The sequence below is a fragment of the Streptomyces sp. NPDC050548 genome, from assembly GCF_044457385.1.
In the GTDB taxonomy this organism is placed as follows: Bacteria; Actinomycetota; Actinomycetes; order Streptomycetales; family Streptomycetaceae; genus Streptomyces.
Genome location: NZ_JBITGV010000004.1, coordinates 77,525 through 91,196, shown reverse-complemented (window position 1 = coordinate 91,196; position 13,672 = coordinate 77,525). Strand labels below are relative to the sequence as shown.

General features: G+C 69.0%; 12 protein-coding genes and 1 pseudogene. 4 read left to right on the top strand and 9 right to left on the bottom strand.

The features are described from left to right. Positions 1 to 14: 14 nt before the first annotated feature. From ACIBJH_RS13590 to ACIBJH_RS13565, 6 genes are all read right to left on the bottom strand, one after another. On the bottom strand, positions 15 to 4,106 hold the full coding sequence (locus ACIBJH_RS13590; protein WP_399117018.1) for an SGNH/GDSL hydrolase family protein: 4,092 nt from the start codon (positions 4,104 to 4,106) through the stop codon (positions 15 to 17). A 244-nt stretch (positions 4,107 to 4,350) separates the two neighbouring features. After that, a complete protein-coding gene (locus tag ACIBJH_RS13585) occupies positions 4,351 to 4,872 on the bottom strand; it encodes a hypothetical protein (RefSeq protein ID WP_399117017.1) in 522 nt (173 codons plus the stop codon). A gap of 31 nt (positions 4,873 to 4,903) precedes the next feature. Next, complete coding sequence (locus ACIBJH_RS13580; protein WP_399117016.1) at positions 4,904 to 5,335, bottom strand: hypothetical protein; 432 nt, start codon at positions 5,333 to 5,335, stop codon at positions 4,904 to 4,906. A gap of 89 nt (positions 5,336 to 5,424) precedes the next feature. Continuing rightward, a complete protein-coding gene (locus tag ACIBJH_RS13575) occupies positions 5,425 to 6,330 on the bottom strand; it encodes a hypothetical protein (protein ID WP_399117015.1) in 906 nt (301 codons plus the stop codon). Positions 6,331 to 6,353: 23 nt separating this feature from the next. Continuing rightward, positions 6,354 to 6,830 carry a hypothetical protein gene (locus tag ACIBJH_RS13570; protein WP_399117014.1) on the bottom strand — a complete coding sequence of 159 codons (477 nt, stop codon included), beginning with the start codon at positions 6,828 to 6,830 and terminating at the stop codon, positions 6,354 to 6,356. Positions 6,831 to 6,954: 124 nt separating this feature from the next. Then, positions 6,955 to 7,212, bottom strand: coding sequence for a response regulator transcription factor (locus ACIBJH_RS13565; protein WP_399117013.1), 258 nt, complete (start codon positions 7,210 to 7,212; stop codon positions 6,955 to 6,957). Positions 7,213 to 7,534: 322 nt separating this feature from the next. Here ACIBJH_RS13565 and ACIBJH_RS13560 point away from each other — a divergent pair. Next, positions 7,535 to 7,713, top strand: a pseudogene (locus tag ACIBJH_RS13560) (IS1380 family transposase); the annotation flags it as partial. A 197-nt stretch (positions 7,714 to 7,910) separates the two neighbouring features. Here the strand turns inward: ACIBJH_RS13560 and ACIBJH_RS13555 are convergent. Continuing rightward, complete coding sequence (locus ACIBJH_RS13555) at positions 7,911 to 8,234, bottom strand: hypothetical protein (RefSeq protein WP_399117012.1); 324 nt, start codon at positions 8,232 to 8,234, stop codon at positions 7,911 to 7,913. Positions 8,235 to 8,320: 86 nt separating this feature from the next. Next, positions 8,321 to 9,025: a 3-oxoacyl-ACP reductase FabG gene (gene fabG, locus ACIBJH_RS13550; RefSeq protein WP_399117011.1), complete on the bottom strand. Its 705-nt coding sequence runs from the start codon at positions 9,023 to 9,025 to the stop codon at positions 8,321 to 8,323. Positions 9,026 to 9,277: 252 nt separating this feature from the next. Between fabG and ACIBJH_RS13545 the strand changes: the two genes are divergently transcribed. After that, complete coding sequence (locus ACIBJH_RS13545) at positions 9,278 to 10,456, top strand: cytochrome P450 (RefSeq protein WP_399117010.1); 1,179 nt, start codon at positions 9,278 to 9,280, stop codon at positions 10,454 to 10,456. Between the two features lie 7 nt (positions 10,457 to 10,463). Here ACIBJH_RS13545 and ACIBJH_RS13540 read toward each other — a convergent pair whose 3' ends face one another. After that, on the bottom strand, positions 10,464 to 11,111 hold the full coding sequence (locus ACIBJH_RS13540; protein ID WP_399117009.1) for a LysE family translocator: 648 nt from the start codon (positions 11,109 to 11,111) through the stop codon (positions 10,464 to 10,466). Positions 11,112 to 11,246: 135 nt separating this feature from the next. On the opposite strand from ACIBJH_RS13540, the gene ACIBJH_RS13535 reads away from it, so the two are divergent. Both ACIBJH_RS13535 and ACIBJH_RS13530 read left to right on the top strand, forming a co-directional pair. Continuing rightward, complete coding sequence (locus ACIBJH_RS13535; protein WP_399117008.1) at positions 11,247 to 12,596, top strand: PLP-dependent aminotransferase family protein; 1,350 nt, start codon at positions 11,247 to 11,249, stop codon at positions 12,594 to 12,596. Positions 12,597 to 12,625: 29 nt separating this feature from the next. After that, the gene (locus ACIBJH_RS13530; RefSeq protein ID WP_399117007.1) at positions 12,626 to 13,561 is read left to right on the top strand and encodes a LysR family transcriptional regulator; all 936 of its coding nucleotides are present in this window, start codon (positions 12,626 to 12,628) and stop codon (positions 13,559 to 13,561) included. Positions 13,562 to 13,672: the final 111 nt, after the last annotated feature.

Genomic DNA, 13,672 nt, shown 5'->3' with positions numbered 1-13,672 from the left:
ATGAGTACCCGTACCTACAGACCCATGCCCGCCGCGGTGCGCTCAAGCGCGTTGGCGTACAGGCGCGCGCCGCCGATCTTCGGGTGGAACGACTGGGCGGACAGACCGTACTTGTTGAGGAGCACCCAGTCCTTCACCGGGTCGTCGGAGGTGGTGAGAGTCTTGACGATGCCGTGAACCTGTTCGGGATCCCCGCACACCGCCTTGCCGGCGAAGTCGTTCGTCGGGTTCGAGAACCAGGCCAGAACGCCCTGTCTGTTCACGTCGTCGACGGCTGCCTGCATCGCCGTGGTCAGGGTGCCCGCGGTGTCGTTGAGCCAGTTCGCGGAGTCCGCCGAGAGTCCGAGCTGAGCGGTTCCGATCCCGACTCGCAGGCAGGATCCGCTGTTGGAGAGCAGGGGCGGGTAGCCCATGAGGACGATCTTCGCGTACTTGGCCCTGTCGTGGATCGCCAGCAATGTCTTGACGATGTCCGGGCGGACGATCTCGTTGATGATGCCCGGGACAGCCGTCTGCAGCGGCTGCCCGACGAACTTCGTGTCCCGACCGCCGACGGGGCCGTCCGTGTCCCCGCTGTCGAACGTCTTGCTGTTGCAGTTGCCGGTTCCGAAGGACAGCAGACAGGTCTGGAAGATGTTGCCGAACCGGGCGTCGTTGCCGCCGATGGAGATCGTGACCAGGGTCGTGTTGTTGTCCAGATAGCCCTGGTCGAGCTGTGGTATCTCCCCTCCGTTTCCTTGTGGAACGTTCAGCACGTTGTAGGTGCGGGCTCCGGAGCAGGCGATGAGGTGGTAGTCCATCCGCGGACTCCACGAGTTGTCGAGATCCCCCGTCGGCAGGGCCTCTCCGGGGATCGTCGCCTGCCTCGACCAGGCCTGACGGGAGCGGTGGCAGGCGTCGCGGGTGTTCTTGTCGCGGTAGTTGGTCTCCGGGTAGTAGTCCTGGTTGCCCTCCGAGGCACCTTCACCGGAGGAGTAGGAGTCGCCCATGGCGACGACACTGTGGTTCGGCCTGCCGGGCAGGGGCTGGAAGGCCACGGCGTCCCAGGCGACGTCCTCGTCGGCCGTGCCGTCGTCGGTGGCGTTGGTGAGGGTGACGCTGGGTGTGCCGGTGAAGTGGAAGGCTCCGAGGCTGACCCAGCGGTTCGCGCGCTGCTCCACGATCCGGTGCGGGGAGGTGCTGTCGGAGCCGCCGATGACATAAGCCGCCTGTCTGGTCTGTGCCCCCGTGTCGGGGAGATGGACCAGGACGCGCGCCCACGACACGTTCTGCCCCAGCGTCCAGGTGCCGTTGATGGTCATCAGGCCGCCGTCGCCGCCGAGATGGGTGGTGTTACGGGTGTGCGTGTACCAGAAGTGGCCGTTGTAGCCGCCGCCTATCTGGTGCAGATCGGCCTTCGCGTCGTACTGGCCGAGCCCGGGCCCGGTCGCGTTCGGGTCGGGATAGAAGGAGAACTGGAAGCTGCCCGCGTCGGTTCCTGTCGTACCGCAGTCGCCGTAGGTATTGATGTTGTCGGGCATGGAGTTGACGATCAGGGAGTTCGACGGCAGTCCGGTGGAGCAGACGGGCGTGCCGTTCTGGAGCCGGTAGCCGCGTCCCGGCTCGGCGCGCAGGGTCACGTACTTGAGGCTTTCGTTGCCGCAGGCGTTGGCGGGGGCGGCGCAGTTCTTCCAGGTCGCGTTGGACTCGTGCCACCAGTACTGGGTGTAGCAGGCCGCGGTCGGGCAGTCCGGCGGATTGGCCGAGTCGCAGTTGTTGTGGGTGCTGCAGAACGTGCTGAGCGGGGGCTTGAGTTCACTGCGCGCGACGTCGCTGGTCCACCACGCGGGCTGGAAGCCGGCCGTGGCGTAGCCGCTCTCGCCGGGCCAGTCCTGGCGTCCGGACGTCGCGTAGGAGAACCCGGTGTCCATCGACCACGCGGCCCAGCCCAGGACCTTCTCCTCGTAGGGCCAGTCCTGGGGGTGCGCGGGGTCCTTCGCCCAGCCGTCCGGGTCGATCTTGCTGTCCAGGAACGGCTTGCGATCGGGCTTGAAGGTCGGGTTGGCGGGGTTGTTGAACCAGCCCAGGCCCCAGTTGCCGTTCTTGTCGGCATCCGAGCGGTCGTTCATCCCGGAGTTGTAGTTCCACAGCGCGACGAACCAGTTCTCCGGCCGCAGGGCGTCGTCGTTGTTGACGGTGATCGTCTGCCCCGGCTCATGTACCTCGTTCCACTTGTCGGCGAGGATGTACATGGAGGCGGCGATGTTCACGGCGTAGTCGAGAGCGACGGCGCGCTGCTTGGCCGGTGACAGCGCGGTCTCGTGCTCCTTCTCGTGTCCGGCCAGCCGCATACCGTCGGTGACCTGCCCCACTCCGTAGCCGCAGTCCGACTCGGTCCAGTGGATCGTCCAGAAGGAGGCGGGGTCGCCCTCGATGCCCTTGTGGCCGTAGAAGCCGTTGTAGGAGGCGAGCGGATTGCCCATCTGACCGGGGATCGAACCTCCCTCGGCCTGCCACAGGTTCGACTCCTGGGCCATCACGCCCAGCAGCACGTTGGCGGGGATACGGCCGCCTCCGACGAGCGAGGGCCGGGGGAACAGCCCCTGCGGGTCGACCGTGCCCAGCCCGGCCTGGTCCCGCCAGCCGCCCTGCGTGAGCCAGTTCGCGTGCAACTCGTTCCGTACGGCCATGTCCACGGCCCACTCGACCTGGTTGGGCGTCGGCTGCAGGGCGAGGCTCTTGATGTCGTTGCGGGGGACGGAGCACCAGCGGTCGGGGTCGGTGGGGTCGTGCGACACGGTGCCGACGGTCGGGGTGCGGGGGGCCACCGCGGACGACCCTGTGCCGGTCAGCGCGGGTGAGAACACGCCGTTGCCGCTGCCCCCGGTCGGCGTCGTCGCCGTGACGGTCTGGGTGATCTTCTCCCCCGTGGCGGTGGCGGTGGACGCCACCGTGGTCGCCTCATCGGGATCCACGGTGTCCGGTGCGGACGCCGTGGAGCCTTCGCCCTCCGGGCCGACGTCGGTCCTGTCGAAGTCCCTGCCCGCGTCCTTGACCCGGGCAAGACCGTGGCGGACGCCGGGGGTGAGGACCTGGCCGACGGCGAGACGGCCGAGGGTGGAGATGTCCGTGTCGGCCGGGGCGTCGACGCGGGTGAGGCCGGTTCCCTCGGTCCTGGGGCTGCCGATCGGGTGGCCGGTGAGGAACACCCTTCCCTGGCCGCCCTGTTGGAGGTCGAGGTCGCCGAGCCTGCCCGTGGCCACGAGGGAGGGATCTCCGTGGCCGCGCCAGAGCTTCACGACGGCCTTGCTGCCGTCCGCGCGGTCGACGAACGCGACCTGCCCGCCGGCCGTGGGCCGGATGTCGAACGGCGCACCGGCCCCGGTGGCGAGGTTCTTCACCTTCCCGGAGCGGTCGATGTGGACCAGGCTGCGACCACGCGCGGCCACCGTGCCGTCCTTGACCGGAACCGCACTGGTCAGCTCACCGTCGAGCACCGTATCGGTGATCGTCCGGCCGGCCGTGTTCACGGTCACCACCCGGGTCTTCAGCTTCGCCGGGTCGTTCATGTCGCGAAAGGCGGTGAACGCGGCTGTGCCCCTGGCCGTGTTGCAGGACGGGTCGAAGTAGGCGAGCGTCGCCGTGAACGGCAGCTTCGTCACCTGCCCCGTGGCGAGGTCGACGACGGCGGCGAACGCACCGCCCTGCACCAGGTCCGGTTTGTTGGTGAACGTGCGGGGCGCGTAGACGGCGGCGACGTGGTCGTGGTCGATGGCACAGGTGTTGCCGATCCACGAGTCCGCGGGCAGACCGGGCTCGGCCAGGACGGCCGCGGTCTTCCATTCGTACGCCTTCGCCGAGTCGGCGACGAGGATCTTGAAACCGTCGGTGTCGGCGGCACCGGTGACGGCACGGTCCGTGGAGGTGCTCCAGCCCTTGCCAAGCTTGTCGCCGGGGTCCGGGACCCGGGCGGGCGGTGTGGGTGTCGGCCGGGCGGACGGCGCGGGTCCCGGTTCTGTCTTCGCCTCGGCGGCGAGCGCCGGTGCGGCGGTCTGGATGAGCCCGGTCAGGACCGCGCAGGCGGCTAGCCCGGCGAGCCCGGCGCGGGCTGGTCTGGACGCTCTCAAGAGAGTCTTCCCTTCCGTTTTCGAGCGTGCGTGAAAACGCCGCCGCAGCCCGTGCAGGGGAAACGGGGCTACGGCGGCGGTCTTGGGGGAGTGGCGGGCGGGCTCCGGCCGTGGAGGCGTGTCCGGGCCCATGTCCCCTTACGCGCAAGGGAGTTGGATCGGGCCGACGGGGAGCCCCGGGGCCGTTCGTCACACCGGCGTGAGCGGCGGACGGTCACCGGACCGGGAAAGAGGGTCCGTCAGGTCATCCGTGCACCAGCGGCGAGCCGAGGAGCTCTTGGGTGACGGGGCCCTTTCCATCGCCCTCGATGTCGTAGACGATCGTCGAGTCCGACGACCAGAACACCTCGCCGTCGTAGATCGTCGATGGGGCGGTGCAGGTGTTCACGGGCTCGTTGAGCAGCCACGTGTAGTGGTCGTCGACCAGCTGGGTCAGGTCGCACGTCCTGGAGGTCTCGACGGCATCGGGGTTGTCCTTGCCGGGGCGGGACTCCAGCCTGGCGGTGATCTTGAAGCTGCTGAAGCGCTTGCCGTTGTCGATGACCTGGTCCTCCAGGATCTCCCAGCTCACGACCGACTTCGCCGTGATCCTGCCGTTGGCCACGCTCGCGGTGTTCTCCACGTGGTAGGCGGTGGCCGGTTTGTCGCCCGGGAAGATCACGCTGAAGTCGGAGCCGGACGACGCGGCCGACGCCGGGGTGGCGAGCAGTGCGACGGCGGCGAGCAGGGCGGCACCGAGGCCCGTACCGGTCAGTGTTCTGCGCACGAGGTTCCTTTCCGTTGCGGATCCGATTTCCTCAGCAGTGGACATTGGCCCACTGGTCGCCAACTGCCTTGCTTCCGCTGGGATTTGTGACCCAGCCGCTGACGGTGACGCACTTCCCGCTCATCTTGTTCAGGCTCACCGGGCCCGCGTACTCGTAGTAGTAGTGGTTCTTGTCGGAGTCGGTCCGGTTTCCGTCGCTGATGACGACTTCGATCATGTGCCGCTGCCCGGAGTACTTTCTGGCCACGTCGACCGCGCAGTTGGTACCACCGTCGGCGCTGGAGTAGTAGAGGTGGATCGTCCCCCAGACGCTGCCGTCCGTGTCCTTGATGTTGTAGGTGTCGATCTCGGATCCGGCACATCCGTAAGCACCGGCAGGAGCGGCCGAGGCCGACGGAGCGGCCACGAGGCCGCCTGCCGCCGCGGCAGCCAGCGCGACGAGACCCACCAGAATTCTGCGCACGTCACATTTCCCTTCTTCGGTTTCCGAGCCCATGGAATTCCCCACGGAATGCCCGTGGACCGCTCATGGAACGGATGACGCCGGCTCGGCTACCGGGCCGCGGCCTCGGCCCTGGCGACGAGCCGTGCGGTGTCGGCCTTCACCTGGTCCAGCTCTGCCTGGTGCTGGGCGATGGCCGTCCGCTGGAGCGCCGACTCGGCGTCGAACCAGGTCTTTTCCACGTGGTACTTGTCGCGGCACGCGATGTCGGCCGTCGCGGTGGCGACCTCCGCAGCGGACACAGTGCCGGGGTCGTTGAAGCGCGCGTCGTCGCTCGCGTCCATCGGCTTGGCGTAGGTGTAGCCCTTGTCCTTCATACAGGACGACCACTGGGCGAACACGGCCACCACGTCCGGGGCCTGCTCGGACTGCGCGAAGGCGTCGCCACTGATCTGCTGCACCAGCGCCGCCCTGGCCGTGGTGGCCGGCACCTGTCCGTCGACCTGAGTGACGCAGCCGTCCAGCACCGCGCCGTCGGCGCCCGACGTGTCGACCGCACCGGCCTCCATGGCCGCGTCGTAGGCCGTCTGTTCCGCGGCGTAGGGGTGGTAGCCGCGCTTCGCGGCGAGGGCCGCGTCATGGATGCCGTAGCGCCAGTCGGTCAGCGTCTTGCCGCCGATCGCGGGCAGGTCGGGCGACGGCGTCCAAGCGGGATCGCCGGCTGCGGCCATGCACTTGTCGAGCAGATCGTCCCGGGTGCCGGCCACCAGGCGGGCCTGCGCCCTGGTCGGCAGGTACGCCTCGATGGGCAGCTTCCACGTGGCGGGATCCGCGGGATTCGTCGGCTGGGCCTGCGCCACCTGCCGCCCCGTCACCGGCCGCGGCTGCGCGGGCTGGTGCGCGCCGGGCCACGCGGTCGCGAAGGCCACGACTCCGACGGCCGCCGCGACCAGCGCCGGGACCGCCGCCTTGGCGGTCGATCTCCTGGACTGGGCCATGTCCGCCTCCCCCTTCATTTCCTCCTCCTTGGGCGCCCGCATCAGGACGAAGTCCACTGGAACGAGGCGTTGTTGTTGTAGACGTGCGGGAATCGATCGATGTGCTGGTACGGGGCCATCACGTCCTGGGCGCCCTTGTATCCGCTGTGGTAATAAACGCGCGCCCAGTACTTGTAGTGGTCGTTCTCCGCCGACGCCGCGTTGTTCTTGATGTGCTGTCCGGATCCCGGCCAGGGGGCGCTCGCGCCGAGCAGGCAGAAGACCAGCGGGTGGGCGTGTCCGTCGCCGGGACGCAGCGCGTCGAAGTCATAGACGGAATAGCCGACGTTCCGCCAGGAGCCGTTCTCCCCAGAGTTGTAGTAGATGTGGAACTTGAAGGTGGAACGGGAAGGCGACACGGAACAGGCCTGCATGCTCTGCAGGTTGTCCACGTCGTCGGCCGTCGCGGCGGGCGCCAGGGCGACCGACAGAGCCAGCGCCGCCGTCGCGCCGGCCAGTGTTCCTACAGCCTTACGCATACGTCTCCATTCACTCGATTTTCCGCAGCCGTGAGCGTCGGAGATCCCGACGAATGGGAAAGTCCGATTCGGGCATCACCCGTGATCGCGGAGAAAGCGTCGCGCACCCGACGCGCTCAGGACCTCACTCCGCGCAGCCGAAAGCCCCCATGGGCCCGACAGAACTCCCCGAAGCGGGCAGCAGCCCGAGTTCCTGCGCTTTCGCGCCCAGCGCCACGCGCCCTCTGACCTGGAGCAGCTCCATGAGATTCTGAACCCGGCGCTGCACTGTCCGGTGCCCCAGACCCAGCTTTCTCGCTACGGCCGCGTCGACCAGCCCCTGATAGAGCAACGCCAGGATCTGCTGGTCCGTTTCCTCAAGCTCTGGTGTCGTCGCACACAAAACTCCCCCTAAAGCAGTAGCTGGTCACGGCTACCTTGTGGAAATTCTATGAATTCACCAAGCCCAGCGACAGCCCCCCAATCCCCGCCAAAACAGACACTCGGGCCTAATGGGCCTGACGGTTTTACGCCACGCCGGATTCCAAAGGATTCCAGGCATGCGGAAGCCCGGCAGTACCGCGGATAGCGGCACACCGCTTAACCCCGCGCTTTCACGAGTGGGCCTGTCCGAGTCTTGATCAAACAAATGGAGAGTGCTACTGACCTGCAATGACGGGACTTGTCGAGGGTCCTGTCACCGCAAGGAAAGAAGCACTCTCCAGGTGAAGAAGAGCAGCGGGCCGTATCCGCGTGTCCGTGTCGAAGGCGGCGGCCGTGGAGTTGTCGCCCAGGCCGGGGCCGTGCTGCTGGACGAGACGGTCGCAAGTCCGGTCCGGACACGGCGATATCGGCGGCACTGGCGCCGTGGCGCAAGCCGCGGGCCGTGCACGATCCGGGTCGCGGGGCGGTAAAAGTGTTCCACCCTAAATAACCCCGCCCCGGCGGGAACAGCACATGCGCGGGACGGTAAACCGGGCGGTGGCCGGTAGGCTCCCCTGTTGCCGGCCGACCCCCGCCCGGGTCTCTGTCTCCCGGTGGTGTCCGGGCTTCGTGCGAGAAAGCCGGAGCACTTCTTCCGAGAGTGGTCTGTGATGTGGCTCAGGCCAGTTCGGCAGGGCCCTCGTGACTGCTGCCGGCCCGCTCGTACAGCCGCTGGCGCGCCCTGCCGCCGACCCGGCGGATACCGGAACGTGTGTCGTTGAGCGCGCGCGAGACCTCGGAGACCAGCTGCATGGACTCGGCCATCTGCTCGAAGAGACCGTCAGTGGACGGAACCCATGTTCCTTCCGGTGCGTGCCGCTGTCCTACCGACGCGCACTTGGTGAGCAACTCGCTCATCAGGCGGTGGAATTCAGCGACGTCCTCGTCGGTGAAGTCGTCAATGGTTAACTGATACATATTCGGCGCAGTCTGGCCGCGCATACGCAAAACTCCTTGGCGGTGGGTGAAGAAAGAACAGACGGAGAGCACTTGACACATGTCCGGCCCGCCCGCCGGGGAATTCGGCGCTAGTTCCCCATCCCGGCTCCCCCGTCGACCGGCACGACGGCGCCGGTGATGTAAGCGGCATCGTCGGAGGCCAGGAACGCGACGGCCGCGGCGACCTCTTCGGGCCTGGCGAGACGGCCCAGAGGGATCTGGCCGGTCAGGTGCGCGAGCTGCTCCTCCATGAGGTTCTCGCTCATCGAGGTCTCGGTGAGACCGGGTGCGACCACATTGAAGGTGACCCCGCGAGCGCCGAGTTCCCTGGCCATCGAGCGGGCGAATCCGATCAACCCCGCTTTGGAGGCCGCGTAGTTGGCCTGCCCGCCCTCACCCCTCAGGGCGACGGCGGAGGAGATGAACACGACGCGGCCCTTCCTGGCGCGGAGCATTCCCCGGGTGGCTCGCTTGACGACGCGGAAGGCACCGGTCAGGTTGGTGTCGACGACCGTGGTGAAATCCTCTTCGGACATGCGCAGCAGTAACTGGTCCTTGACGATTCCCGCGTTGGACACCAGGACCTCGACCGGACCGTGTTCCGCCTCGACGTGCTCGAAGGCGACGTCGACCTGATCGGCGTCGGTGACGTCGCACCGAACCGCGAGCAGACCCTCGGGCGGCTCTCCCGTCCGACAGGTCACCGCGACACGGTCACCGGCGGCTGCCATACGACGAGCGACAGCCAGGCCGATTCCGCGATTACCCCCGGTGATCAGGACTGAACGGGACACAGAACACCTTTCCGGTCTGTTTGCGACGAACTCCGTTTGTTGTCGCTCGAACAACAATGCTCGACTTGGGCACGCGCAGGAAGCCTCAGCATGTGCAACTGCCTAATGCTGAGGGGGATAAAGAGTGCACAACGCCGACAACCGTGCGACTCACCGCGGGCACTGTTCCTGTTTCTCCGACGCGCCCCGGCGCCACGAGATCGCGGGTAGCGTCGCCGGCGAACTGTCGCCCGCAGGAACGGACCCGCCAGCGTGACCGACCCGTTGCAGGACCCCCGGTTCTTCGCCGATCCCTATCCGACCTACGCCCGGCTGCGGAATTCGGCGCCGGTGCAGAAGGTGCTCACCGGTTCGGCAGGGCGCTTCAGTTATCTGGTCACGGGCCATGCGGAGGCGCGGGAGGCGTTCGCCGACCCCCGGCTCTCCAAGAACACCGCACGGTTCTTCGCCGGCCGGCTGTCCGACCGCGATCTCCATCCGGCGGTCGCGCGGAACATGCTGGCCACCGATCCCCCGGAGCACGCGCGGCTACGGGCCCTGGTGACCAAGGCGTTCAGCACCGGAGCCGTCGCACGGCTGCGCCCCTACATCGCCGGCCTCGTCGACGAACTGCTCGACGCCTGGCCGGACCACGGACCGGTGAACCTCGTCGCCGGGCTCGCCGTACCGCTGCCGGTCACGGTCATCTGCGAGATGCTGGCGGTGCCCGAGGCCGATCGCGAACGGGTGCACGCGTGGTCCGGCGAGCTGTTCGCCGCAGGGGATCCCCGGCGGATCGACGCCGCCTCGCACGCCGTCGGCACCTACATGACCGACCTCGTCGCCGCCCGGCGCGCCTCCCCCGGCGAGAGTCTGCTCGACGATCTCATCGCGGTACGCGACGGCCAGGACCGGCTGACCGAGGACGAACTCGTGTCGCTCGCCGTGCTGTTGCTCGTGGCCGGTCATGAGACCACCACGAACTTCATCGGCAACGCGGCCCTGGCACTGCTCCAACACCCGGAATCCCTGGCCCGGTTGAAGGCCGAGCCGGAGCTGTTCGGCACCGCGCTGGACGAGTTGCTGCGCTTCGACTCGCCGGTCGGGATCGCCACGTTCCGCTACAGCACCGAGGCGCTCACGCTCGGCGGGACCGACATCCCCGCCGGAGTTCCCGTGCTCATCGCGCCCGGTGCCGCCAACCGCGACCCCGCGCGATTCCCCGGCCCGGACCGGCTCGACCTGGGCCGCGGTGCCACCGGGCACCTCGCCTTCGGCCACGGCATCCACCGCTGTCTGGGGGCACCGCTCGCGCGGGCCGAGGGCGAACTGGCGCTCCGGGCCGTCTTCGCCCGCTTCCCCGACGTACGGCTGGCACATCCCGTGGAGCAACTGGAGTGGCGGCACACACGGTTGACGCGCGGCCTCACATCCCTGCCGGTCGTCGTGTGACGTGACGTCAACTCGCTCTGGCCGGACCCGAGTTGTCGACGGCGAGAGAGACGGCGAGGGCTCCCAGCACCGTGCCCATCGCGTAGCGCTGCGCCTTGAGCCAGGAGGGGCGGCGTTCGAGGAAGACGGCGATCGCCCCGGCCGCCAGGACGATGGCGAGGTTGACCGCGATGCTGACCACGATCTGGACCGAGCCGAGGACGAGTCCCTGGAGGAGGACGTGCCCCTTGTCCAGGTCGATGAACTGGGGGATGAGCGAGAGGTACATGATGGCGATCTTCGGGTTGAGCAGGTTCGTCATCAGACCCATCGTGAACAGCTTGCGCGGTGAGTCGTGCGGTACGTCCTGCGGGGCGAAGACGGAGATCCCGCCCGGCTTCAGGGCGTTCCAGGCCAGGTGGGCGAGGTACCCGGCACCGGCGAGTTTCACGGCGAAGTACAGCTCGGGCACGGCGACGAAGAAGACCGACAGGCCCAGGTTCGCGGCGAGCAGGTACACCATGAAGCCGAGCGCCACCCCGCCGAGGGAGACCATCCCGGCGCGCCTGCCCTGGGTGATGCTGCGGGAGACCAGATAGATCATGTTCGGGCCGGGGGTGAGCACCATGCCCAGAGCCACCGCCGTCACGCCGAGTATGCCGCTCAGTTCGACCATGCTCGGAGCGTATTCAAGACCACCATCTCGATGCAATGTTTATATTGCACTCGGTGCAATTCAATGATTGGCTCGACTCCCGATCGAAAAGGCAAGAAGGCATGAAGGCAAGAAGAGCGGGAGAGCGGGAGAGCCGTGCAGGACTACCAGACCGTCGCCGACACCGTGGCCGGGGAGATCAGGTCCGGTGCCCTACGCCCCGGTGACCGGCTCCCCCCGCAGCGCGAGTTCGCCCGGCGGCACGGCATCGCCAACTCCACCGCCACGCGCGTGTACCGGGAACTGGCCCGCCGGGGCCTGACGGTGGGCGAGGTGGGCCGCGGCACCTTCGTCCGCGCGCTGTCCGCCGACCCGGCCGGCTCCGCCCCCGCGCTCACCGAACCCGCCGACGGCCGCCGCGTCGACCTGGAGCTGAACTACCCGGTCGCACCCGAGCAGAACGCGCTCCTCGCCGAGGGCCTGGGCGGTCTCCTACGGCCCGACGCCCTCGGGGACGCCCTGCGGCCGGTCGGCACCTCCGGCTTCCCGGCCGCCCGGGAGTCCGCTGCCGACACGCTCGCGCGCGGCGGCTGGCGCCCGGACCCGGCGCGGATCCTCTTCGCGGGCAACGGACGGCAGGCGATCGCGGCCGCCGTCACCGCGCTCGTACCGCCGGGTGCCCGGCTCGGCGTGGAGGAGCTGACGTACCCCGTCATCAAGGCCGTAGCCGCCCGCCTCGGCATCACCCTCGTCCCCCTGGCCATGGACGACGCCGGACTCGTCCCGGAAGCCGTGGAAGAGGCGCACGCCACCACCCCCCTGCACGCCGTCTACGTCCAGCCGAGGCTGCACAACCCGCTCTCGCTCACGATGCCCACCGAGCGCGTCGAGCGACTGGCCGAGACACTGCTCAGCCTGGACATCCCCGCGATCGAGGACACCATCTGGGCCTTCCTCCGCGACGAACTGCCGCCCCTCGCCGCGTACGCCCCCGAGCGGACGGTCCTGATCGACAGCCTGTCCAAGCGCGTCGCCCCCGGTCTGACCCTCGGGTTCGCGGTGGCCCCCGGCGCCCTGACGGGCGGGATCGTCGCCGCCCTGCGGTCCGGCGGCTGCACCCCGGGCCGGTTCGCCCTGGAGGTGGCCCACCGCTGGCAGCAGGACGGCACGGTGCAGGCGCTGGTGGCCGCCAAACAGCGGGAAGCGGCGGTACGACAGGGGATCGCGGCCCGGCAACTCGCCGGGTTCGCCGTGCGGAGCGACCCCCGCTCCTTCCACTGCTGGTGGCAACTGCCCCGCCCGTGGCGCGCGGACACCTTCGTCGCGGCGGCCGCACGGCACGGCATCGGGGTGGTCCCGGCCGCCGCGTTCACGGTCGGCCCCCACCACTCCCCCAACGCCGTCCGCCTGGGCCTGGCCACCCCCGACCCGGAGACCCTCTCCCGGGCCCTCGACACCCTCGCCGAACTCGCCCGCTCGACACCGGAGGACCTTGTCACCGACTGATGTGGGCGTGTTCCCTAAGGTGGGTCGCCGTGGATCTCGAAGCAGTACGTACCTTCGTCGCCGTCGCGGAAGCGGGCCAGTTCCAGAAGGCCGCCGCCGACCTGTCGATCACCCAGCAGGCCGTCTCCAAACGCGTCGCCGCGCTGGAACGCGCCCTCGGCGTGCGGCTGTTCACCCGTGCCCCGCGCGGCGCCGAGCTCACCATCGACGGGCAGGCGTTCCTGCCCCACGCCCGCGAACTGCTGCGCGTCGCCGAGCGCGCGAGCGCGTCCGTGCGCCCCGGCCGCCGTCCCCTGCGCGTCGACGTGATCGCCTCGCGCGTCGCACCGTCGGCCCTGATGCGCGACTTCCACCGGGCGCACCCCGAGATCGAACTCGACGTGGTGATGCTGTCCGACGTCGCTACGGCCGTCGCCGCCATCCGGTCCGGCGCGATCGACGCGTCCTTCCGCGCCGTGGCCATGCCGGGCCGCCCCCTGCCCGAGGACATCGAGTCCGTCCGGGTGCTCGACGAGCCGCACCAGCTCCTCACCGGTCCCGCCCATGCCCTGGCGAACGCCCGCTCGGTGACCCTCGCCGACCTCACCGGGCACCGCATCTGGATGCCCGGCCTCACCCCCGGAACCGAGTGGACCGCCTACTACGACGCCCTCGTCGCCGAGTTCGGCCTCACCATCGAGGCGACCGGTCCCAACTTCGGCTCCGACGCACTCCTCGACACCGTCGCCGACACCCCCGCCCTCGCGACCCTCACGACCGCCCGAACCCGCCTCGTCTGGCCCACCGGCCACGACCTGCGCCGCATCCCGGTGACCGACCCGACCCCCGTCTACCCCCACTCACTCCTCTGGCACCGCGCCAACCCCCACCCGGCACTCCCCGCCCTCCGCACCCACCTCGCCACCACCACGAACGACCAGGACACAGCCGGGACTTGGACACCGGGCTGGGTGACTCCACACTGACCCGGGCCCACTCCACCCACGCGCACCCGCGCCCGCCCCGCCCCACCTCGCCGCCAAGTCTGCCCCCGGTTCTGCCCCTCCGGACTTCCCGTCACCCGGTCCCCGTCCGGT

Excerpts from the sequence above, each read along its gene's own strand:
- ACIBJH_RS13570 (WP_399117014.1), bottom strand. The coding sequence starts at position 6,830 with ATGCGTAAGGCTGTAGGAACACTGGCCGGCGCGACGGCGGCGCTGGCT.
- ACIBJH_RS13555 (WP_399117012.1), bottom strand. The coding sequence starts at position 8,234 with ATGCGCGGCCAGACTGCGCCGAATATGTATCAGTTAACCATTGACGAC.
- ACIBJH_RS13575 (WP_399117015.1), bottom strand. The coding sequence starts at position 6,330 with ATGAAGGGGGAGGCGGACATGGCCCAGTCCAGGAGATCGACCGCCAAG.
- ACIBJH_RS13540 (WP_399117009.1), bottom strand. The coding sequence starts at position 11,111 with ATGGTCGAACTGAGCGGCATACTCGGCGTGACGGCGGTGGCTCTGGGC.